The sequence below is a fragment of the Sphaerisporangium corydalis genome (assembly GCF_025506355.1).
Taxonomy (GTDB): domain Bacteria; phylum Actinomycetota; class Actinomycetes; order Streptosporangiales; family Streptosporangiaceae; genus Sphaerisporangium; species Sphaerisporangium corydalis.
On record NZ_JANZYP010000079.1, the window covers coordinates 21,998 to 43,930 of the forward strand.

Annotated in this window: 20 protein-coding genes; 6 read left to right on the forward strand and 14 right to left on the reverse strand. The window is 70.3% G+C overall.

Going from position 1 to position 21,933, the window contains the following annotated elements:
• Positions 1 to 120 precede the first annotated feature (120 nt).
• From NYZ98_RS36285 to NYZ98_RS36320, 8 genes are all read right to left on the reverse strand, one after another.
• Complete coding sequence (locus NYZ98_RS36285) at positions 121 to 1,323, reverse strand: ROK family transcriptional regulator (RefSeq protein ID WP_262848930.1); 1,203 nt, start codon at positions 1,321 to 1,323, stop codon at positions 121 to 123.
• Positions 1,323 to 2,576: a sugar ABC transporter permease gene (locus tag NYZ98_RS36290; protein WP_262848932.1), complete on the reverse strand. Its 1,254-nt coding sequence runs from the start codon at positions 2,574 to 2,576 to the stop codon at positions 1,323 to 1,325. The genes NYZ98_RS36285 and NYZ98_RS36290 overlap by 1 nt, the downstream gene beginning before the upstream one ends.
• A complete protein-coding gene (locus NYZ98_RS36295; RefSeq protein WP_262848934.1) occupies positions 2,573 to 3,349 on the reverse strand; it encodes an ATP-binding cassette domain-containing protein in 777 nt (258 codons plus the stop codon). The genes NYZ98_RS36290 and NYZ98_RS36295 overlap by 4 nt, the downstream gene beginning before the upstream one ends.
• 100 nt (positions 3,350 to 3,449) lie before the next feature.
• Entirely contained in the window at positions 3,450 to 4,568 is a 1,119-nt protein-coding gene (locus NYZ98_RS36300; RefSeq protein ID WP_262848936.1) for a sugar ABC transporter substrate-binding protein, read from the reverse strand.
• A 230-nt stretch (positions 4,569 to 4,798) separates the two neighbouring features.
• A complete protein-coding gene (locus tag NYZ98_RS36305) occupies positions 4,799 to 5,488 on the reverse strand; it encodes a sulfite exporter TauE/SafE family protein (protein WP_262848938.1) in 690 nt (229 codons plus the stop codon).
• 87 nt (positions 5,489 to 5,575) lie between these two features.
• The gene (locus tag NYZ98_RS36310) at positions 5,576 to 6,772 is read right to left on the reverse strand and encodes a cytochrome P450 (protein ID WP_262848940.1); all 1,197 of its coding nucleotides are present in this window, start codon (positions 6,770 to 6,772) and stop codon (positions 5,576 to 5,578) included.
• Between the two features lie 374 nt (positions 6,773 to 7,146).
• A complete protein-coding gene (locus tag NYZ98_RS36315; RefSeq protein ID WP_262848943.1) occupies positions 7,147 to 9,939 on the reverse strand; it encodes an aconitate hydratase in 2,793 nt (930 codons plus the stop codon).
• Between the two features lie 199 nt (positions 9,940 to 10,138).
• Positions 10,139 to 10,870 carry a metal-dependent hydrolase gene (locus NYZ98_RS36320; protein ID WP_262848945.1) on the reverse strand — a complete coding sequence of 244 codons (732 nt, stop codon included), beginning with the start codon at positions 10,868 to 10,870 and terminating at the stop codon, positions 10,139 to 10,141.
• Positions 10,871 to 11,391: 521 nt separating this feature from the next.
• On the opposite strand from NYZ98_RS36320, the gene NYZ98_RS36325 reads away from it, so the two are divergent.
• The 3 genes from NYZ98_RS36325 to NYZ98_RS36335 all read left to right on the forward strand — a co-directional run bounded on the left by NYZ98_RS36325 (position 11,392) and on the right by NYZ98_RS36335 (position 13,558).
• Positions 11,392 to 12,126 (forward strand): PadR family transcriptional regulator, encoded by a 735-nt coding sequence (locus tag NYZ98_RS36325; protein ID WP_262848948.1) that lies wholly within the window; start codon positions 11,392 to 11,394, stop codon positions 12,124 to 12,126.
• Between the two features lie 6 nt (positions 12,127 to 12,132).
• Positions 12,133 to 12,660 (forward strand): DUF1707 SHOCT-like domain-containing protein, encoded by a 528-nt coding sequence (locus NYZ98_RS36330; RefSeq protein ID WP_262848951.1) that lies wholly within the window; start codon positions 12,133 to 12,135, stop codon positions 12,658 to 12,660.
• 265 nt (positions 12,661 to 12,925) lie between these two features.
• Positions 12,926 to 13,558 carry a DUF6879 family protein gene (locus NYZ98_RS36335; protein WP_262848953.1) on the forward strand — a complete coding sequence of 211 codons (633 nt, stop codon included), beginning with the start codon at positions 12,926 to 12,928 and terminating at the stop codon, positions 13,556 to 13,558.
• Positions 13,559 to 13,565: 7 nt separating this feature from the next.
• Here NYZ98_RS36335 and NYZ98_RS36340 read toward each other — a convergent pair whose 3' ends face one another.
• The 3 genes from NYZ98_RS36340 to NYZ98_RS36350 all read right to left on the reverse strand — a co-directional run bounded on the left by NYZ98_RS36340 (position 13,566) and on the right by NYZ98_RS36350 (position 18,615).
• Positions 13,566 to 16,055: a polynucleotide kinase-phosphatase gene (locus NYZ98_RS36340; protein WP_380706556.1), complete on the reverse strand. Its 2,490-nt coding sequence runs from the start codon at positions 16,053 to 16,055 to the stop codon at positions 13,566 to 13,568.
• A 16-nt stretch (positions 16,056 to 16,071) separates the two neighbouring features.
• Positions 16,072 to 17,586 carry a 3' terminal RNA ribose 2'-O-methyltransferase Hen1 gene (locus tag NYZ98_RS36345; RefSeq protein WP_262848957.1) on the reverse strand — a complete coding sequence of 505 codons (1,515 nt, stop codon included), beginning with the start codon at positions 17,584 to 17,586 and terminating at the stop codon, positions 16,072 to 16,074.
• A 105-nt stretch (positions 17,587 to 17,691) separates the two neighbouring features.
• Positions 17,692 to 18,615 (reverse strand): LLM class F420-dependent oxidoreductase, encoded by a 924-nt coding sequence (locus tag NYZ98_RS36350; protein ID WP_262848959.1) that lies wholly within the window; start codon positions 18,613 to 18,615, stop codon positions 17,692 to 17,694.
• Between the two features lie 85 nt (positions 18,616 to 18,700).
• Between NYZ98_RS36350 and ligD the strand changes: the two genes are divergently transcribed.
• Positions 18,701 to 19,693, forward strand: a complete 993-nt coding sequence (gene ligD / locus NYZ98_RS36355) for a non-homologous end-joining DNA ligase (RefSeq protein ID WP_262848961.1) — start codon at positions 18,701 to 18,703, stop codon at positions 19,691 to 19,693.
• A 67-nt stretch (positions 19,694 to 19,760) separates the two neighbouring features.
• Here ligD and NYZ98_RS36360 read toward each other — a convergent pair whose 3' ends face one another.
• Entirely contained in the window at positions 19,761 to 19,958 is a 198-nt protein-coding gene (locus NYZ98_RS36360; protein ID WP_262848963.1) for a transposase, read from the reverse strand.
• A gap of 103 nt (positions 19,959 to 20,061) precedes the next feature.
• Positions 20,062 to 20,910 carry a helix-turn-helix domain-containing protein gene (locus NYZ98_RS36365; RefSeq protein ID WP_262848965.1) on the reverse strand — a complete coding sequence of 283 codons (849 nt, stop codon included), beginning with the start codon at positions 20,908 to 20,910 and terminating at the stop codon, positions 20,062 to 20,064.
• 236 nt (positions 20,911 to 21,146) lie between these two features.
• Between NYZ98_RS36365 and NYZ98_RS36370 the strand changes: the two genes are divergently transcribed.
• Positions 21,147 to 21,380: a hypothetical protein gene (locus tag NYZ98_RS36370; RefSeq protein WP_262848967.1), complete on the forward strand. Its 234-nt coding sequence runs from the start codon at positions 21,147 to 21,149 to the stop codon at positions 21,378 to 21,380.
• Positions 21,381 to 21,384: 4 nt separating this feature from the next.
• On the forward strand, positions 21,385 to 21,594 hold the full coding sequence (locus NYZ98_RS36375; RefSeq protein ID WP_262848970.1) for a hypothetical protein: 210 nt from the start codon (positions 21,385 to 21,387) through the stop codon (positions 21,592 to 21,594).
• Between the two features lie 35 nt (positions 21,595 to 21,629).
• Here the strand turns inward: NYZ98_RS36375 and NYZ98_RS36380 are convergent.
• Positions 21,630 to 21,933: hypothetical protein (locus NYZ98_RS36380; RefSeq protein WP_262848972.1), on the reverse strand; the 304-nt coding region annotated here is incomplete at its 5' end.

Consider the following 21,933-nt stretch of genomic DNA (forward strand, 5'->3'; position numbering starts at 1 on the left):
CGATGATTCACCGCCGGTCGGACGCGGCGCCATCGATTTAACGCCGGCCCGCCCCGCCTGGACCGGGACCCGCCGTCTTGATGATCTTCACGGACGGGACGCGCACCGGCGTGTTCCCCGCTAGGGGCCGACGCGCGCGAGGGCGTCCAGGGGGTCGGCGAGCACCTGGGCGAAGGCCAGCTCGGCGGCGCCGACCAAGGTGGTGTCGTCGCCGAGGATCGGGGTGCGCAGCCGCAGGTTCTCGCGCGAGGCGTACAGCACGTCGGTAGTGATGCGGCTGCGCACCTGCGCCGCCGCCCCGAGGTAGATCTCCCTGAGCATGCCGCCGAAGATGACGATCTCGGGGTTGAAGATGTTCACCAGGTTGGCCACGCCGAGGCCGAGCCAGTCGCCCACCCGGGCGAGCGCGTCCTGCGCGACGATGTCGCCCCGGTCGGCGGCGTCCACGACGGCCCGCACGGCGTCGCGGCCGATCTGCGGGCCGAAGCGGCCCGCGGCCTCCAGCAGGGCGCGCTCCCCCACCTCGGCCTCCAGGCAGCCGCGCGACCCGCAGCCGCAGGGCCGGCCGCCCGCGTTGACGACCATGTGCCCGACCTCGCCGCCGTAACCGCCCCGGCCGCCGAGTAGCTGGCCCGCCGCGATGATGCCGCCGCCGATGCCGACGTCCCCGTGCAGGTAGATGAGGTCGCGGCAGCCCACGCCCACGCCCCGGGCCTGCTCGGCGAGCGCGCCCACGTTGGCGTCGTTGCCGACCGCGACCGGGATGCCGAGCGCCAGCCGGCTCTCCAGCCGCTCCCCCAGCGGCACGTCCTCCACGCCGAGGTTCGGGCTGAACCGCACGACGCCGTCGGAGCTGCGCACGCCGCCGGAGAACGCGACGCCGACCCCGACGCACACGGTGTCGGACCTGGTCTTCTTGAGCATCGCCCCGGTGAAGGACGCCAGCCGGTCCACGACGTCGTCGAGGACGAACGGCCCCCGGTCGCGTACGGCCTCACGCCGGTCGAGGATCACCCCGCCGAGGCCGACCCTGGCCGCCACGACCCGGTCGACGCCGATGTCGAACGCCAGGACGTAGACGCGCCGGGACTCGGGGCGGACGACCAGGGAGGGCCGCCCGGCCCGGCCGGTCTCGCGCGGCAGTTCCTCGCGTACCAGGCCCGCCGCCGTCAGGTCGGCGGTGAGCGCCATGATGGTGCTGCGGTTGAGCCCCATCTTGGTGGTCAGTTCGGCCCGGGAGGTGGGCCCGCCCAGGTGGACGTGGCGCAGGAGGACGCCGAGGTTGTGGCGCCGGATCTCCTCCTGTGAGGGGCCGGCGCGCATCACCTCAGGCCGGAGGCGGCGGCTCGCTTGCGGGACAGGGCGTCGACGCCGGCGGCCAGGAGCAGGACCAGCCCGGTGACGATGTACTTCACGCTCGCGCTGTAGCCCATCAGGCCCATGCCGTTGTTGATGACCGCGACGACGGCGCCGCCGAGGATGGCGTCCAGCACCCGGCCCTTGCCGCCGAACAGGCTCGTGCCGCCGATGACGGCGGCGCCGACCGCGAACAGCAGCACGTCGCTGCCGCCCGTGCTCGGGTCGACGGAGCTGGCCTGGGAGGCCAGGACGATGCCGCCGATCGAGGCCATGCCGGAGCAGATGACGAAGGCGCTGACCCGGATGCGGTCCACCCTGATGCCGGCCCGGCGGGCCGCCTCGGCGTTGCCGCCGACGGCGTAGATGTGCCTGCCGAACGCCGTGCGGCGCAGGATGAACGTCCAGAAGACCAGCAGCGCCAGCACGATGGGGACGACGATCGGCACGCCCTTGAGCGAGACCAGCAGGGCGTTGCGGCTGCGCTCCAGGTTCAGGGCGTAGACGGCGAACCCGCCGAGCAGGGCGAGCACGCCCACCCGGACGGCGATGACGGTGGCGGGGTCGGCCACCAGCCCCCGGCCGGAACGGCGCCGCGCCCGCACGATCTGCACGGCGGCGTAGATGACGACGCTGACGACGTACAGGATCCAGCCGAGAAGCGGCGGCACGTACCTGTTCTCGATCGCGATGATCGTGGGGTCGCGGATGGCGATGTTGTTGCCCTCGTTGACCAGGACGAGCAGCAGGCCCTGGAAGGCGAGGAACGCGGCCAGGGTGACCACGAACGAGGGGACGCCGAGCTTGGCGACCAGCGCGCCGAGCACGAACCCGATCACCACGCCGGTGAGCATCGCGGCGGCGACGCTGAGGTACCAGGGCTGGCCGTGGCTGGTCATGGTGACCGCCAGCACGGCCGCGCAGACGCCGCTGGTGTAGCCGGCGGACAGGTCGATCTCGCCGAGCAGCAGGACGAAGATCAGTCCCATGGCGATCAGGCTGATCGCGGCGCCCTGGGTGAACAGGTTGGCGAAGTTGATCGCCGACAGGAAGACCGGCCGCAGGATGGCGAAGGTCGTGCAGAGCACGATGAGGCCGAGGATGGCCGGCAGGGCGCCCATGTCACCGCCCCGCACCCGTGCCACGTAGCTGCGGATGTTGCCGCCGATGCCGGGGGACTGTGCGGCGGCCTCCTGCCCGGGAAGCATCGTCGTGCTCATGCGGTGACTCCGTTGACGTTCTGCAGGCCGAGGTCGCCGCTGCGACCGGAGGTGATGAGCTCGACGACCTGTGAGTGGGTGACGTCGGCCGTCTTCACCTGCGCGGCCATCCGGCCCAGGTAGAGGGCCGCGATCCGGTCGGACACGGCGAAGACGTCGTTCATGTTGTGGGAGATGAGGATGACCGCGAGGCCGTTGTCGGCCAGGCGGCGGACCAGTTCGAGCACCTGGGCGGTCTGCGCCACGCCGAGCGCCGCGGTGGGCTCGTCGAGGATGACGACCTTGCTGTTCCACAGCACGGCCTTGGCGATGGCGACCGTCTGCCGCTGGCCGCCCGAGAGGCTGGAGACGAGCTGGCGGATGGACTGGACGGTGCGGACCGACAGGCTGTCGAGGGTCCTGGCCGCCATCTGCTCCATCGTGGCCTCGTCAAGGACGAGCCCGCTCTTCTTCTCCCTGCCCAGGAACATGTTCTGGACGATGTCGAGATTGTCGCAGAGGGCAAGATCCTGGTAGACGATCTCGATGCCGAGGTCGGCCGCCTCGCGCGGGCTGCTCACGGTGACGGGGCTGCCGGCGAACAGGAACTCCCCCGCGTCGATCGAGTAGGTACCGCCGATGCACTTGACCAGGGTGGACTTGCCGGCACCGTTGTCGCCGACCAAGGCCGTGACCTCGCCGGCGTGCGCGGACAGGGCGACGTTGTGCAGGATCTGCACCGGGCCGAAGCTCTTGTCGAGCCCGCGGATCTCCAGGACGGGTTGGGATGACACTTTGCTCCTCAGAGACTGACGGTACGGCCCGCGCCCCCCGCCGGAAAGACCCCTTTCGCGGGTCTCTCCAGCGGGGAGCGGGCCGTACCGGACCGCGCTGCTACTGGACTCCGGCCTCGGTGCACTTGGCCGCGAACTCGCCCTTGCACAGTTCGTCCTTGCTGACGAACCCGTCGGCGACGACGTCCTTGACGCTGTCGAAGGTGATCGGCTGCGGGTCGAGCAGGACCGAGGGGACGTCGGCGTTGGTCTGGGTGTCCTTGGTGACACCGCTGACCGTCGGCTTCTCGCCCTTGGCCAGCGCGATGGCCAGCCCGGCGGCCGCGTCGGCCTCCTTCTTGACCGCCTTGTAGACCGTCATGCACTGGTCACCGTTGAGGATGTTCTGCAGGCCCTGGACGCCGGCGTCCTGACCGGTCACCGGGACCTTGCCGTTGAGCTTCTGCTTCTTGAGCACGGTGATCGCCGCGTTGCCCAGGTTGTCGTTCGCGGCGAGCACGCCGCCGATCTTGGGCGCGGAGGTCAGCATCTGCTCGAAGATCGTGCCGCCCTTGACCGGGTCCCAGTCCGGCACGGACTCGTCCGGGCCCTTGGTGTACTCGCCCGCGTCGTACTTCGGCTTGAGCACGCCGTCGTAGCCGGCCTTGAACTGGGTCGCGTTGTTGTCGGTCGGCGAGCCGTTGAGCTCGGCGATCAGCGGCTTCTCGACCTTCTTGTCGGCGAGGCACTTGACCAGGCCCTCACCCTGGAGGGTGCCGACCTTGGTGTTGTCGAAGCTCACGTAGTACGAGGCCCCGCCGCCGAGCGTCAGGCGGTCGTAGTCGATGACCGGAACGCCCTGGCCCTTGGCCTTGTCGATGACGGCCTTGCCGGTGCCGCTGTCCAGGTTGACGATCAGCAGCACCGTGGCGCCGTTGGTGATCATCTGGTCGGCGATCGTCTGGAAGGCGGTCTTGTCGTTCTGGGCGTTCTGGATGTCGTACTCGACACCCGCGGTCTTGAAGGCCTCTTCGAGGTACTTGTGGTCCGCGGTCTCCCAGCGGGGAGACGACTTGCTGTCGGGAAGGATGACACCGATCTTGCCCGCCTTCGCGGCGGCCGAGGAGGAGGCGGGGGCTGCGCTCTGGGTGCTGGTCGCACCGTCATCGCCCCCGCAGGCGGTGAGACCGAGAGAGAGCGCCGCGGCGGCGGCGGTCAGGCCGAGGATCCCCTTGCGCATGGGTGCACCGGGTCCTTTCTGCAGAATGGCCACTCAAGACGTGGCGTATGGGGGTCTGTGAGGCTGTGCCCGGCCGAGCTCTGACCGGGGGAGAGAACGGCTTTCGCCGGGTCTCGGCTTGACCGTTTCTTTGAATGTTGTTTGCGGCAACGTATTCCGAACCCGGGCCATGCGCCAGACCTCGGACGGTCAAAGTTTGTTGTCTCCGGTAACAATCAGGAAACGCCAGATTAACCGGCCAGGCTCTGCGTGATCAGGACGAAGGCCGAGGCGGCGGCCACAACGAGGATCCCGGCGCGGACCCGCCCGCCGTCCAGGAAGCGGCGGAGCGGGCCCGAGGCCGCGAAGCCCGCGACCATGAACGGGATCAGCACCGCGCCCGCGACCACCGACCGGCCGGGCAGCTTGCCCACGGCGGCGAGGATGGCCAGGGACTGGCTCGCGGACAGGAAGAAGTACATGGCCAGGGTCGCCCTGATCTGCGGGCCCTTGGCGTGCTGGTAGACGATGCCCATGGGCGGGCCGCCGATGCCGGTGGCCGTGCCGGTGATGCCGGACAGGAAGCCGGCGGCGGTCAGCGTCGCCCCGTTCCTCGGGATCGCCAGCGCGGACGCGGTCACCGCCACGGCGACCAGCACCATCACCCCGACCAGGATCCCGAGCATCCGGGTGCTGACGTAGACCACGACCAGCGCGCCGATCGCACTGCCGGGGAGCCTGCCGAGCAGCGCGAAGCCGAGGCCCCGCCAGTCGATGCGGCGCCATTCGGTGAACAGGGTGAACAGGGGCAGGGTGAGGTTGACGACCTGGATGGCCCCGGGCATGGCGTCGGGCCGCAGCAACGTGATGATCGGAGCGGCCACCAGGCCCAGGCCGAAGCCCACCCCGCCCTGGACCACCGCCCCGACAAATACCGCCAAACCGCCAAGAAATACCAGAAATACCTCAGTGCCCATGCGTCGCACGGTAGACCGTCGCCACCCGGGCGGCCCACCGGGTTTCCGGCCCTACCAGGCGACCGGCAGCCGGTGGACCCCGTAGATGGCCATGTCCGAGCGCGTCGCCACCTGCTCGGGTGTCACCGCGAGCCGCAGTTTCGGGAACCGGTTCAGCAGCGCCGGGTAGGCGATGCGCATCTCCATGCGGGCGAGCTGCTGACCGACGCACTGGTGGATGCCGTGTCCGAAGGCGAGGTGCCCGGTGGCCGGCCGGGTGATGTCGAGCCGGTCGGGTTCGGCGAACTGCCGGGGGTCACGGTTGGCGGTGGCCAGGGACACCGTCACCGACTCCCCCGCCTTGATCATGTACCCCTCGACCTCGACGTCCTCGCTCGCGGCCCGCACCAGGCCCATGTGGATGATGGAGAGGTACCGCAGCAGCTCCTCGACCGCCAGCCCGGTGAGGGCCGGGTCGTCGCGCAGGACCGCGAGCTGCACGGGGTTCTCCAGCAGCGTGAACGTGCCCAGCGCGATCATGTTGGCGGTCGTCTCGTGGCCGGAGACCAGGAGCAGCATCGCCACGCCCGTGATCTCGTCCTTGGTGAGCTCCCCCGTCGACACCAGGTCGCTGATCAGGTCGTCGCCCGGCTCGGCGCGCTTGCGGTCGACCAGGTCATGGATGTACAGGGCCATGCCCTCGATGGCCCCCCGCACCTGCGGAAGCCGGGACTCCAGGCTGAGCATCTCCGAGGACTGCCGCTGGAACTGGTCGTGGGCACTGTAGGGGACACCGAGCAGCTCGCAGATCACCATCGAGGGGAGCGGGAAGGCGAACGCGGACACCAGGTCGGCGGACGGGCCCCCCTGCTCCATGCCGTCGAGCAGGCCGGACGTGAACCGCGTGACCGTCGGCTCCAGCCGCTTCATGTTGCGCAGGCCGAAGTGGCCGGCGACCATCCGGCGCAGGCGGGTGTGCTCGGGCGGGTCCTGGTTGAGGAACAGGCCCGGCAGCTTGCCGAGGAACCGCTGGATGGACCGCCGGCCGATCTGCGGGTGGACCAGGTCGGGGTCGGCGCTGAAGCGGGCGTCGCCGAGCACCGATCGCACCGCGGAGTAGCCGGTCACCAGCCAGCCGACGTGCCCGTCCGCGTAGAGCATCGGCCGCAGCGGGCCTTCGTGACTCCACCGGCGCAGCTCAGACGGTGGGTCGAAGGGATTCTGACGTTCCAGGGGAAGTGTCACCGGGCTCGGCAGAGCATGCGTCATCGCACGATCCCCCCTTTCACCACCAGACCCTACAAGCTATGAAATTCCGTTTAATTAAAGAAATCATCTGATTAAGTCAAGTTTGTCCAGCGGGACGGTGATGGGCATCACACCTGGTGGGGGCGGCATCGAATTCCCGCGACGCAGCAGGGAGAGCGGTCCTCCGGGACGGCGGGGAGGGCGGCCGGCCGCGCACGGGAACGGTCGCCACCCTCCCACGGAATATCCGAGGAATTCAGTAACTTACTCGGAAATTACTGCGCCCGATAATGGACCACGGCCGCACGTCGGGACCGGGGGGAACACCGTCCGGGGCCGAACGCGGACGCGCCCGCCCCCGCCTCGGCGGCGGGGACGGGCGCGCGGCGGCCTGGTCAGCTCTTGGCGAGCAGGGAGCGCAGGACGTACTGCATGATGCCGCCGTGGCGGTAGTAGTCCGCCTCGCCGGGGGTGTCGATGCGGACGACCGCCTGGAACTCGGTGTCCCCGGCCCGTACGGTGACGGTCGCCGGGGTGGTGCCGGAGTTGAGCTCCTCGACGCCGATGACGTCGAAGGTCTCCTCGCCGGTCAGGCCGAGCGAGGCCGCGGTCTGGCCCTCCGGGTACTGCAGCGGGAGCACGCCCATGCCGATCAGGTTGGACCGGTGGATGCGCTCGTAGGACTCGGCGATCACCGCGCGGACGCCGAGCAGCGCCGTGCCCTTGGCCGCCCAGTCGCGTGAGGACCCCGAGCCGTACTCCTTGCCCGCCAGCACGACCAGCGGGACGCCCGCCGCCTGGTAGTTCACCGAGGCGTCGTAGATCGTGGAGACCGGGCCGCCGTCCTGGGTGAAGTCGCGGGTGAAGCCGCCCTCGGTGCCCGGCGCGATCTGGTTGCGCAGCCGGATGTTGGCGAACGTGCCCCGGATCATGACCTCGTGGTTGCCCCGGCGGGAGCCGTAGGAGTTGAAGTCCTTCAGCTCGACGCCGTTCTCCTTGAGGTAGCGCCCCGCGGGCGAGTCGCCCTTGATCGAACCGGCCGGGGAGATGTGGTCGGTGGTGACCGAGTCGCCGAGCAGCGCGAGCGTCCGGGCGCCGTGGACGTCGGTGACGGCCTCCGGCTTGCTCGGCATGCCGTCGAAGTACGGCGCCTTGCGCACGTAGGTCGAGGCCGGGTCCCACTCGAAGGTGTCGCCGGTCGGGATCGGCAGCGACCGCCAGGCCTCGTCGCCCTTGAACACGTCGGCGTAGTCGCGCCGGAACATCTCCACGTCGATCGAGGCGTCGACCACCTCGGCGATCTCCTCGGTGGTCGGCCAGATGTCCCGCAGGTACACCGGCTGCCCGTCGGCGCCGGTGCCGAGCGGCTCGGTGTCCAGGTCCAGGTCCATCGTGCCGGCGAGGGCGTAGGCGACTACCAGCGGCGGCGAGGCCAGGTAGTTCATCTTGACGTCGGGGTTGATCCGGCCCTCGAAGTTGCGGTTGCCCGACAGCACGGCGGTGACGGCCAGGTCGGCGCTCTGCACGGCCTCGGAGATCTCCTCGGGCAGCGGCCCGGAGTTGCCGATGCAGGTGGTGCAGCCGTACCCGACGAGGTTGAACCCGAGCTTGTCGAGGTAGGGGGTGAGGCCCGAGCGCTCGAAGTAGCCGGTGACGACCTGCGAGCCGGGGGCCAGGGAGGTCTTCACCCACGGCTTGCGGGTGAGGCCCTTGTCGACGGCGTTCCTGGCCAGCAGGGCGGCGCCGATCATGACGTACGGGTTGGAGGTGTTGGTGCACGAGGTGATCGCGGCGATCACCACGGCGCCGTGGTCGAGCTCGAACGAGGTGCCGTCGGCCGCGGTGACCTGGACCGGGTCACGCGGGCGGCTTCGCTGGGAGACGCCGGGCGCGGACGCGGCGAACGGCCGGTCCTCGGTCTTGTCGTGCCCGTTGGCCTGGGCGTTGGAGGCCGGGGCGTCGGAGGCGGGGAAGGACTCCTTGCCCTCCTCGTCCGAGCCGTCCTCGTCGGCGACGAAGACGCGCACGTCACGGCGCCAGGTGTCCTTGGCCGATGACAGCGCGATGCGGTCCTGCGGGCGCTTGGGCCCGGCGATCGAGGGGACGACGCTGCCCAGGTCGAGCTCGATGTACTCGGAGAAGACCGGCTCGTGGGAGGGGTCGTGCCACAGGCCCTGCTCCCTGGCGTACGCCTCGACCAGCGCGACCTGCTCGTCGCTGCGGCCGGTGAGCCGCAGGTACTTCACGGTCTCGTCGTCGATCGGGAAGATCGCGCAGGTGGAGCCGAACTCCGGGCTCATGTTGCCGATCGTCGCGCGGTTGGCCAGCGGGACCGCCGTGACGCCGTCGCCGTAGAACTCGACGAATTTGCCGACGACGCCGTGCTGCCGGAGCATCTCGGTGATCCGCAGGACCAGGTCGGTCGCGGTCGCGCCCGCCGGGAGGCGTCCGGTGAGCTTGAAGCCGACGACGCGCGGGATCAGCATGGAGATCGGCTGGCCGAGCATGGCCGCCTCGGCCTCGATGCCGCCGACGCCCCAGCCGAGCACGCCGACGCCGTTCTCCATGGTGGTGTGGGAGTCGGTGCCGACGCAGGTGTCGGGGTAGGCCTTGCCGTCGCGGATCATGACCACGCGGGCGAGGTGCTCGATGTTGACCTGGTGCACGATGCCGGTGCCGGGCGGGACGACCTTGAACTCGTCGAACGCGGTCTGGCCCCAGCGCAGGAACTGGTATCGCTCGTGGTTGCGCTCGTACTCGCGGTCCACGTTGCGCTGGAAGGAGTCGGGACCGCCGAAGAAGTCCACGATGACGGAGTGGTCGATGACCATCTCGGCCGGGGCCAGCGGGTTGATCCTGGCGGGGTCGCCGCCGAGGTCGCGGACGGCCTCGCGCATGGTGGCCAGGTCGACCACGCAGGGCACGCCGGTGAAGTCCTGCATGATCACGCGGGCCGGGGTGAACTGGATCTCCACGCTCGGCGCGGCCTTGGGGTCCCAGCCGCCCACCGCGCGGACGTGGTCGGCGGTGATGTTCGCGCCGTCCTCCGTGCGCAGCAGGTTCTCCAGCAGGATCTTCAAGCTGTACGGGAGGCGCGCCGACCCCTCGACGGCGTCCAGCCGGTAGATCTCGTAAGCCGCGTCACCGACGCGGAGGGTGTCACGGCTGCCGAAGCTGTTGGCGGACACGGAGACTCGCCTCCCTACATTTCACGCTCATCGTCACTGATGATGGGTCGCACAGATTGCCTGGTTCGCCCCATAGATCCTGCCGCACAGGTGGTATGCCATCGCCAGTTAGGCTGGCCTAACCACGCGGTCGCGGCAGATGTCTCGACATCAAGATATCGGGTCAGATATCTCGACATCAAGTTACTTGCCGGTAGGGTCAGATGACCGCCGGCATGAGGCGGACCGCGAACAGCCCTATCACGACGACCGACAGCAGCGGGCCGAGAATCTTCACCTCGAAGGCCCGGCCGGTCTTGATGCCGATGTCGTACGGCAGGACCCATCGCTGCTTCAGCGGCCACAGCACCGGGCAGCCGCGCTCGGTCAGGCAGTCGCCGATCACGTGGGCCAGGCATCCGATGGCGATGGCCAGGCCGAGCCACAGGTACCCGACGTCGCGGAAGTGCAGCAGGAGGAACATCACGGCCGTCAGGCCGATGTTCACCAGCGCCGAGGTGATCGTCTTGCCGGGGACGCCGATGCCGATCGAGCGCAGGGCCAGCCCGATCATCAAGATGACCACGACGTCCCTGCCGATCGGGACGTGGTCGGCGAGCAACTGGCTGCCGATGCCGGCCACGATCGCGAACAGCAGCGAATGCGTCGCGTGGCGGTGGCCCCCGCTCGCCCAGTTGAACGCCTTGCTCAGCACCCAGGTGGCGGGCCCGAACGCCTGGGCGATCGTGGCGTGCGGATGGTCGAGGTCGGGGAGCATCGCGGCCCCCGCGCAGACCAGGGCGCCGGCGATGAGCTCGTTCGGCGCGGTCAGGTTGGCCACCGCCGGCGTCAGCTCGCCCGCGATGCCGCCGAGCCCCGGAAGCGCGGCGAGCCCGGGAGCGACGAGCAGCCAGAGCGCGGCACCGCTCAGGGCGTGCGTATGCCCCATCATGCGTAGATCACGATCGGGCACCCTACGGCAAAATCTTCGCCAAACAGAGGAACCGACTCGTCTGCCATGCGGCGTGTCGCCCGCCCTCCGGGGGAGAAGGGATCGGTTTCACGCCCATTGTGCGGCCCCGCGCGGCCCGCGCAAGCGTCCCTGACGAGACGCTCCGGAAGGCCGGAGGTCCTTGCTGGTCAGGGGATCGGGAAATCGCGGACACAGAAGACGGGACCGTTCCGCTCCAAGAGCACCCCCCAGCCCTCTCAGAGCAGAACGACCCCGTCCGAATCCTGATAACGCACGGATATCGGCGTCTGTTCCCGGCACAGCGTGATTCACGTCACTTCCTGAAAAAAGTGGCCGCCACCAGGTCCCCGCACGCCCGCCGGCCGCGGTGCTCTCCGTCCCGTCCGCTCGGCGGGCGGTCGACGATTTTTTGCCGAGGGCTTGTCGTTAAGAACGTTCGCGATATATCGTTGAGCCATCGAGAACGGTCGAAAGTCGATCGCAACCGCAAGGGGGAAGACATGACTCACGCACATTCGATGGGAGGACCTCCCTGGCCCGACGCGCGCGCCCTGAAGGCCGCCCTGGGCTCCATCGTCGGCGCCTGGCAGCAGGATCCGCACCGCGGTGGTCCCCACCACGGCCCGCATGGCCACCCGCACGAGGAGGGCGGCCATGAGCGCCGCTTCCGCGGCCACCGCGGCCCCGGGCCCTTCCCGTGGGACTTCGCGCGCGGCCCGTTCGGTCCCGGTTTCGGGTTCGGCGGCGGGCGCTCGCCGTTCGGGAGGGGAGGCCGCAAGGCCAAGCGCGGCGACGTCCGCGCCGCCATCCTGGCCCTGCTCGCCGAGGAGCCGCGCAACGGCTACCAGGTGATCCAGGAGATCGCCGAGCGCAGCCAGGGCGGGTGGAAGCCCAGCCCGGGCGCGGTCTACCCGGCGCTCCAGCAGCTCACCGACGAAGGTCTGGTGCGCGCCGAGGAGACCGACGGGCGCAAGACCTTCGCGCTCACCGAGGCCGGTCTGGCCTACGTCGCCGAGCACCCCGAGGAGGTGCGGGCCCCGTGGGAGGACATGACGCCGAACGTGGACGACAGCGTCTACGAACTTTTCGATTTGTCGCGCCAGGCCGCCGCGGCGCTCTTCCAAATCGCGCAGACTGGTAGCGACGGACAAGTCGGACAGGCGAAGCAGATCCTGGCCGAGACCCGCCGCAAGCTGTACCAGATCCTGGCCGACGGCGACACCTCGGAGGAGTGACCCTCGATGACCTCGCGGGACGATCTGCGGATCGGTGACGCAGAACGCGACGAGGTGATGACCGCCCTGCGCGAGCACTTCGCGCAGGGCCGTCTCACCCACGACGAGCTGGACGAACGGCTCGACACCGCCCTCGGGGCGCGCACGGTGGGCGACCTGCGGCGGGTGACGGCCGATCTACCGGAACAGCGGTCGCAGCGTCCGGCCGCCTACGACGCCCCCTGGCGGCCCGAGGGCATGCCCCTCCCGCCGCGCGGCGACCTCGGCACCTGGGGCCATCACATGGCCGACCTGCCCCGGCCGCCGTTCCAGGGCCGGCGGCGGCACGGCGGGCCCCCGGTCTTTCTGATCATCCTGGCGGTGTTCCTGGTGGCCTCGGCCGTCGGCGGCGCCTTCGCGCCGCTGCTCGGGCTGCTGAAGGTGCTGTTCATCATGGGCGTGGTCTTCGCGATCGTGCGGTTGGCCCACCACCGGCACCATGGCCACCCCCACCTGGGGCACCACCACTCCCACCTGGGGCGCCGGCACCGCTGACGTCCCGCGGGGCCGTCGGGCACCACGGCCGGGCCGACCTTCACGGGTCGTCCCGGCCTTCGGCGTGCCCGCCCTCGCTCCGTGATTTGGGTCTTGACGCTCGCAGTCAGCCGTTTCATGATCGGCCTGTCTTCCCGACCGCCGCCATTTCCGGGTTTCGGCTCCTTCAGGTCCGGGCATGGTGGCGCTCGTTCTCCCCGAATACCTCGCGCCACCGGCCCGCGCGGACGCCGCGGGTTCCGCACCCAATGACGAGGAGTAGCCGATGGTCCCGATAACGGACAATCAACTTGATTGCCACGTTTTCGAGCGGGTGCGTGAGGTGGAGGCGGCGGACATGCCGCCGGAGGTGTACGGACCGGAGTTCCGCGAGGCCTACGAGAGCGCGAACGGGGTGGTCTGGAAGCTCGAACGCGCCCAGCACTTCCACGAGCCCTACGAGCCGAGCTGGGCGGCGATGGCGCAGGGCGACTGGGAACGTTCCCTTCTGCTGGTGGACGAGATGCGCGGCTCGCTGCGCGCCGAGTACGACGGGTACGCCGAGTTCCGCCGGGTCCGGGTGGTGGAGACCCCCCTCACGCCCTACATGCAGTGGGAGCTGCACGTCCTGGCCGCCCGCTCCGAGGCCGGCGAGCGGAGCCGGGTGATCCCCGCGACCGCCGTCCGCGCCTACGAGCCGTCCGGGCCGCTGCCCGAGCTGTTGATCTTCGAGTCCACGCTCATGTACGAGGTCCTGTACGACGAGAACGGCGCCCACCTGGGCGGGCGCCGCATCACCGACCACGACGTCGTCGCGCCGTGCCTGGCCGCCCTGATCGCGCTGTACGACCTGGGCGAGGACCTGCGTTCCTACCACCGGCGCGAGGTGGCCCCCCTGCCGCCCCCGGACGCCTCCTGACCCGTCCTCAGAGCCGGGGGTCGACGGGCTCGGACTCCAGGGCCAGCACCGCGAACACGGCCTCGTGCACCCGCCAGAGCGGTTCGCCGCCCGCCAGCCGGGCCAGCGCCTCCAGGCCGAGCGCGTTCTCGCGCAGGGCCAGCGACCGCTTCCTGCCGAGGAAACGGCGGCGCAGGACCCCGAGGCTCTCGGTGTAGTCGGGCCCGTAGATGATCCGCAGGTACTCGCGCCCGCGCACCTTCACGCCCGGCTGCACGCGGCCGGCCGAAGGATGCGCGGGCTTGACGACCATCCCCTCTCCCCCGGCCTCGGTGAGTGCGGTCCACCACTCGGTGGCCGCCGCCTGCGACGCCTCGGAGTCGAGCGACACGAAGACGTGCCTGGTCGGGGCGATGATGCCGGAGTCCAGCCGGCCGAGGGCCGCCAGGTGCCAGGCGTGCGGCTCCTCCGCCGCCGTCGCCCGTCCCTCCACGGCGAGGATCTGGAACGGAGCCAGCCGAATACCGTCAAGTCCCGACACCGGCCAGCAGTACCGGGCATATGCCTCGCTGAACCGGGCAGCGTTCCCGGAACGGCGCCGGGTGCGGTCAAGAATCTCGCCCACACCCATACCGCGCCCGGCCGCCGCCTCCAGCACCGCCACGGCCTCGGGCAGGGCGGCGCGCGCGGCGGCGCCCACGGCGGCGTACTGCTCGCGGATCAGGCCGCCGGCCTTGGCCGACCAGGGCAGCAATTCGGCGTCGAGCACCATCCAGTCGGTGCCGAGTTCCTCCCAGAGCCCGGCGTCCGACACCGCCGCGCCCAGCCGGGACACCAACTCGGCCATCAGCGCGGGGTCGTCGAAGAACGGGCGCCCGGTCCGGGTGTGCACGACGCCGCGGGTGCCGTCGGTGACCCCGAAGCGCGCCGCGGCGGCCTCCGGGGTGCGGGCGAGCACAGCGACGGCCCGCGAGCCCATGTGCTTCTCCTCGCACACCACCTCGGTGACACCCGCCTGGTGGAACTCCTCGAACGCCTCGGCGGGGTGCTCCAGGTACCCCTCCAGCGACGAGGTCTCCGGCGGGGCCATCGTCGGCGGCAGGTACACCAGCCACCTCGGGTCGACCGCGAACCGGCTCATGATCTCCAGGGCGGCGGCGGAGTTCTCCTCCCGGATCTTGATCTTGCCGCCGGTCTGGATCTCGACGTACCGGGTGCCCTGCACGTCGCCGATGTCGAGCAGGCCGGGGTCGCGCCCGCTGACGGGCGCGAGCGGCCGGGCGGGCTCGTACCAGACCCGCTCGGCCGGCACCGAGACCAGCTCACGCGTGGGGTAGCGCAGCGCCGTCAGCTTCCCGCCGAACACGCAGCCGGTGTCCACGCAGATCGTGTTGTTGACCCACTCGGCCTCGGGGATGGGCGTGTGGCCGTACACGACCATCGCCCGGCCCCGGTAGTCCTTGGCCCACGGGTAGCGGACCGGCAGGCCGTACTCGTCGGTCTCGCCCGTGGTGTCCCCGTACAGGGCGAAGGAGCGCACCCGGCCGGAGGCGCGGCCGTGGTAGGCCTCCTTCAGGCCCGCGTGCGCCACGACCAGCTTGCCGTCGTCGAGCTGGTAGTGGCTGATCAGCCCGTCCATGAAGGCCCTGGCCTCCTCGCGGAAGGCCTCCGGCTCGGCCTCGAGCTGCTCCAGGGAGCGTTCGAGCCCGTGCGCGACCGTGACCTTGCGGCCGTTCAGCGCACGGACGAGCTTCTGCTCGTGGTTGCCGGACACGCACAGCGCCGTCCCGGCCGCGACCATGCCCATGACCAGCCGCAGGACGCCCGGCGAGTCCGGTCCCCTGTCGACCAGGTCGCCGACGAACACGGCGGTCCTGCCCTCCGGATGCCCGGCGCCGACCGGTCGGCCCGCGTCGTCGCGGCGCAGCTCCCAGCCGAGCGTCCCGAGCAGGGTCTCCAGCTCGGCGCGGCAGCCGTGCACGTCGCCGATCAGGTCGAAGGGACCGGTCAGGTCACGGCGGTCGGTCCAGGCCCGCTCGTAGGTGACGGTGGCGGCGGCGATGTCGTCGCCCCTGAGCACGTGCACCCGGCGGAAGCCGTCTCTGGACATCTTGGCCAGCGACCGCCGCAGGTCCTTGCGCTGCCGGGTGATCACGTGGGCGCCGAAGTCCCGGTCGGGCCGCAGGGCGTTGCGGGCGACCGCGACCTCCTCCGGCACGTCCAGCACGATGGCGTCCACGAGCACGTCGTGGCTCTTGGCCAGCTCGATGAGCTTCTTGCGCGCCTCCCACTGGACGTTGGTGGCGTCCACGACGGTGAGCAGCCCGCGCCTGAGCCGGGTGCCGACGATGTAGTGCAGCACGTCGAAGGCGTCGGGGGTCGCCACCTGGTCGTTCTCGTCGTCGGCCACCAGGCCGCGGCAGAAGTCCGAGGAGATCACCTGGGTCGGCCGGAAGTGCTCGCGGGCGAAGGTCGACTTGCCGCTGCCCGACACCCCCACGAGCAGGACGAGCGACATCGCGGGAACGCTGATCTCAGCCACGGCTGAACACCCCCATCTGGGTCGGCGGCCCCACCTCGGGATCGTCCCCGCCGACCGGACGGTACCTGACGCGGTAGCCGTACTCCCTGCAGACGCCCTCGGCCCACGCGGTGAACTCCGCGCGGGTCCACTCGAACCGGTGGTCGGGGTGGCGCATGCCGGTCAGGAACTCGTAGCGGACGTTGTACTCGCTGTTGGGGGTGGTCACGATGACGACGCGCGGCCCCGCGGTGCCGAAGACCACCCGTTCGAGCGCGGGCAGCCGGGGCGGGTCGACGTGCTCCACGACCTCCATGAGGACCGCCGCGTCGTACCCGGCGAACCGGTCGTCGGTGTAGGTCAGCGCGCCCTGGAACAGGTCCAGCCGGGCGCGGCGGGCCTCGGGCATCCGGTCGAGCTTGAGCCGGCGCGCGGCCATCGTCAGCGCCCGCGACGAGACGTCCACGCCGGTGACCTTGGCGAACTCCGGGTGCGTGAGCAGTTCGCCGACGAGCTGGCCGGAGCCGCAGCCGAGGTCGATGACGGTACGCGCGCCCTCCTCGGCGAGCGTCGCGACGACCGCGTCCCGCCGCAACCGGGCGAGCGGCGTCCGCACGGTCACGGTCTCCTCGGCGGGCGTGCCCTCGTCCGGCGCGGGCTCCCCTGGTACGGACTCCGCGGGTACGGTTCCTTCGGGAGCGGTTTCTTCGGGCACGGCCTCCTCGGTGTGCGTGCCTTCGGCGGGCGCGGACTCCTCTTCGGTCGGGGGCGCCAGGTCCTCCTCGACGTCGTCGCCCAGTTCCGCCAGGCGGGCGAAGGCCGTGCTGGTCAGGCCCCTGCGGCGGCCGAGGTAGCGGCGGGTGATCCGCCCGCGCTCGGGGTGGGACGCCAGCCAGCCCTCCCCCGCGCGGATCAGCTTGTCCACCTCGTCGGGGGCCATCCAGTAGTGCTTGGCGTCGTCCAGCACCGGAAGCATGACGTACAGGTGGTTCAGCGCGTCGGCCAGCCGCACCGGGCCGCGCAGCACGAGCCGCACGTACCTGGAGTCGCCCCACTCGGGGAAGCCCTCGTCGAGCGGCAGGGCCCGCGCCTCCACCTGCCAGCCGAGCGGCTCGAACAGCAGGTGCGCCAGCTCGGGACCGCCCCGGCAGGGCAGCGCTGGCACGGTGATCTCCAGGTCGATCGGCCCGGCCGCCAGCTCGGGCCTGGCCTGGCAGACGCCCGCGCGGGCGGTGCGGAAGACGTCGGCGAGCGCGACGGCCATCATCGAGGACGCGGCGTACGGGCGGTCGTTGACGTACTGGCCCAGGCTGAAGTCGGGCGAGGACGCGCCGCGCGAGCGGACCAGCCGGATCGGGTCCACCTCCAGCAGGAGCGCGGCCGTGCAGCGTTCGGCGCCGGCCTCGGGGTAGAGGACCCGTGCGACGCCGAACGACTGGTCGAACCGCTGGACCCGGTCCGGATGCTTGTGCAGCAGGAAGCCGAGATCGGTGGCCGGACGCGTGGTCGTGGAGATGGTCAGGAGCACATCGCCCGATTTTTCCCTATAGCGATCGACCGGGCCACCGCTTTGCCAGGCGCCCGTACAACGCCACGCGCCGCGCGCCCGTACGACGCGCGGCGGGACGGCCGCTCAGACGTGCGGCAGGATCTCGGCGGCGATCAGCTCAAGATGGTCGATGTCCGCCATGTCGAGCACCTGGAGGTACATGCGCTCGCTGCCGGCCTCGGCGAAGGAGCCGATCTTGTCAACGACCTCCTCCGGGGTTCCCGCCAGGCCGTTCTCGCGCAGCTCGGAGACCTCGCGGCCGATCGCCGACGCCCGGCGGGCCAGCTCGGCCTCGTCGGCGCCGACGCACACGACCTGCGCCGCGGAGTAGATCATCGAACGTCCGCCGGCCACCTCACAGGCCTCCCTGACCCGGCCGAAGGCGGCCGAGGTGTCGTCCAGGCCGCCGAACGGCACGTTGAACTCGTCGGCGAACTTGGCGGCGATGCGGGGGGTCCGCTTGGCGCCGGTCCCACCGATGATCACCGGCGGGCACGGCTCCTGGGCGGGCTTGGGCAGCGCCGGGGAGTCGGCGAGCCGGTAGTAGGCGCCCTCGAAGGAGTACGTCTCGCCGGGCTTGGTGGTCCACAGCCCGGTGATGATCTCCAACTGCTCCTCGAAGCGGGCGAAACGCTCACCGAGCGGCGGGAACGGGATGCCATAGGCCTTGTGCTCGGCGTCGAACCAGCCGGTGCCGAACCCGAACTCGACCCGGCCGCCGCTCATCTGGTCCACCTGCGCCACGCTGATCGCCAGCGGGCCCGGCAGCCGGAAGGTGGCGGCGGTGACCAGCGTGCCGAGCCGGATCGTCTCGGTCTCGCGGGCGATCGCGCCCAGCGTCACCCAGGAGTCGGTCGGGCCCGGCGCCGGGTCGCCGTCGCCCATGCGCAGGTAGTGGTCAGAACGGAAGAACGCGTCGAACCCGAGCCGCTCGGCGGCCTGTGCCACGCGAAGCTGGTCCTCGTAACCGGCCCCCTGCTGGGGTTCAGTGAAGATCCTTAATTTCATGGGCCCATTATCCCGGTTGTTCGGGTGGATCTTTGGGGCGGCATAGGGGTTCGTACAGATCTCCGCAGCGGGTAAGAAAGCGCCCATGGGGGGATTTCCTGCCTACATGCCGATGCTCGCCCAGCTCGGGCCGCTCCCGCCGCCGGGCGAGGAGGACGCGTGGGGCCACGAGATGAAGTGGGACGGCGTGCGCGCGCTCGCGTACGCCGAGGACGCCGCGCTCAGGCTCATCTCCCGCACCGGCAAGGAGATCACCGTCGCCTACCCCGAGCTGCACGCGCTGGCCGGCGCCGTCGGCGGCCACGACGTCGTGCTCGACGGGGAGATCGTCGCCTTCGACGAGGCCGGGCGCCCGAGCTTCTCGGCCCTGCAGCCGCGCATGCACCAGCGGCGCGAGGAGCGCGTCAGGAAGCTGGCCCAGGCGATCCCGGTGACGTTCATGCTCTTCGACGTCCTGCACGTCGGCACCGAGTCCCTGGTCGGCCTCCCGTACGCCGAGCGCAGGGACTTCCTGGAGAACATCGTCACGCCCGGGACCCGCTGGCAGGTGCCGGCCTGGTTCCGTGACGACGGCGCGCAGGCGCTGGAGCTGAGCCGGCGGCTCGGCATGGAGGGCATCGTCTCCAAGCGCCTCCAGTCGCCGTACCGGCCCGGCAGGAGGTCGCCGGAATGGACCAAGGTCAAGAACTTCCGGGCGCAGGAGGTCGTGATCGGGGGCTGGACGCCGGGCCAGGGCCGCCGGTCGGCGACGTTCGGCTCACTGCTGGTAGGCGTGCACGAGGGTGATCGGCTGGTCTACGCCGGGAACGTCGGCACGGGATTCACCGAGGAGACGCTGCACGCGCTGGCCGGGATCCTCGCGCCGCTCACCCGGCCCACGCCGCCGTTCGACGGGCCGGTGCCGCGCGAGCAGTCCAGGGGCGCCCGCTGGGTGGACCCGGTGCTGGCCGGCGAGGTCCAGTACGCGGAGTGGACCCACGAGGGCATGCTCCGCCACCCGTCCTGGCGCGGCCTGCGCGACGACAAGGACCCGAGGGACATCTCCCGCGAACCCGACCCCCCGCCCCCGGCGGCCTGACCCGGCGGCCGTACCTGTCGGCGGCTGGGGGCGGGCCCACGGGCTGGGTCACTCTCCGGACCGGCCCTCACGCCCGATGATGCGCCCCCTCCACCGGCAGGGAGACCAGCTCGACAAGCTCCTCTAGATCAACATATTTCGTGACTTCGGCCACCGAACGGCAGTAGGCCACCGTGACGCCGTACTGACGCACCCGCAGCATTGTCCGCCCGTCGAGCCTGATCGGCTCCACTTCGTACCCGTTGCCACCCACCCATCGCGACATGCCGGAAGGATAAGAAACCGCACGTCAAAGGCATGCAAACCCCTAAAACCAGCCCTTGAACCGACCGTGTCGGGACTCGATGTCCGGACCACGAGCGCAGGTGCTACACACGGTGGCGCATGCGGCCGTCCGAGGCGGGGGCGAGCTCGGTCAGCGTGCGGAGCGCCTCCTGGGAAGCGCTTCCCAACTCGGGCTGACCGGCGAAGATACGCAGCCCGGGCGCGCTGTCGATGCCGAAGGTCTCGTGCCAGAGCGTCACGTCGCCCACCTCCGGGTGGTGCAGGCGCACGATGTTGTGGGTCTTGGCCCGCACCTCGTGGCGGGCCCACACCTCGCGGAAGAACTCGCTCTGGAGCGAGAGCTCCTCCACCAGCTCGAGCAGAAGAGGATCGCCGCTGTCCACCCCCGCCACGGCACGCAGGTGGGCCACCTTGGCGACGGCCTCGTGCTCCCAGTCCCGGTAGAACAGGCGCGCCTCGGGGTTGAGAAAGGTCAGGCGCAGCAGGTTGTCGTTGTACTCCAGCCCGTCGAACAGGGCGGCGAAGACCGGGTTGCAGGCGAGCACGTCCAGCCTGTGGTTCACCACGAAGGCCACGACGTCGTCCCACCTGTCGAGGAGCTTCATGATGCTGGGATTGACCTCCTCGGACGGCCCGCGGACCACGACCTCGCACGCCCGGGGGTGCGCGAGCCGGTAAAGGTGCACGGTGGCCTCGTGGTCGAGCCGGAAGGCGTGCGCCAGCGCGCTCAGCACCTGGTCCGACGGGCGGCGCTCCCTGCCCTGCTCCAGCCGGACGTAGTAGTCGGTGCTGACCCCGGCCAGCATGGCGACCTCTTCACGGCGCAGCCCCGGCGTCCGCCTGCGTCCAGAGGGCGCCAGACCCACCTGATCAACGGTCGTGACCTGGCGCCGAGCACGAAGGAACTCCCCCAGAGGCCCTCTGGCGTCCATACCCTAAAACTACGACACTTCGCCCACACAAAAAGTAGCCACCCCACACCCCCCCAAACCCCCCATTTCTCCCCCAAACCTCCCCCAAGCCGACCCCCCTCGTCACCAACCCCATCGACAAGAGATGCACTCAGGGGACCGATCCCCCACCATTCGGACGACCATCACTCTACGTATTCACACGGCCACGAAGATTCGTCAAAGACCAGCGTGCGAGGCCGTCGTAGAGTGAGAATATGGCCATGCTGACCGTACAGATCGACGCCAAAGCCGAGAAGGCGCTGGCCGAACTGACCGCCGACGGAAGGTCCGCAAACGACGTCGTACGTGAGGCGCTTCTGATCTCCAACCACCTCCGCCGCATGGAACTGGCCAGAACCGAGGCCCAGGAACTCGCCAACGACCTGGAGGACCTCGCAGAAATCCGCGCGATCCGCCAGGATTTCGGCGTCACGCCAGGTCCCGGCTGACCCCATGCCCTCCCTGAAGGAGCGGGTCTCGAACACCGAGACCGGCATCGCCGAGATCAAAGACGACGTCAGTGCTCTCAGGGCAGAACAGTCCGCGCTCGATAGGAAGCTCGACCACGTCGTCACGGACATCGGGGACCTCAGTGCCGGCCATATCGAGATCCGCGACCTCCTCGCACGCGTAGTGGCACGCCTGGAAGGCACCGCCTCCTAGCGGCTCAGGATCCGGTGAGACGCCTCCAACGTGGCTCAGGAGCCCGTGGCGTAGCGGATTTGGTGGGCGATCTCGTCTTGTACGGCGAGTTGCATGACCAGGGCCACGACGTCACCTCTGGCGAAACTCGGCACCAGGCCCGCCGCGCGTTCGGCGTCCGACAACGAGACGTACCTGGTGGCCCACCACCCGCCCGGGGTCCCGTCCACCCGCCTGACCCGGGTGATCCGCCACGCCGGATACGTCTGGTTGAGCGCGACAAGCTGCAACTCCACCAACCCCTCCACCTCACCCGCAACCCCACCACCCCCGCCCCGGCCCCCCACCCCACGATCCCCC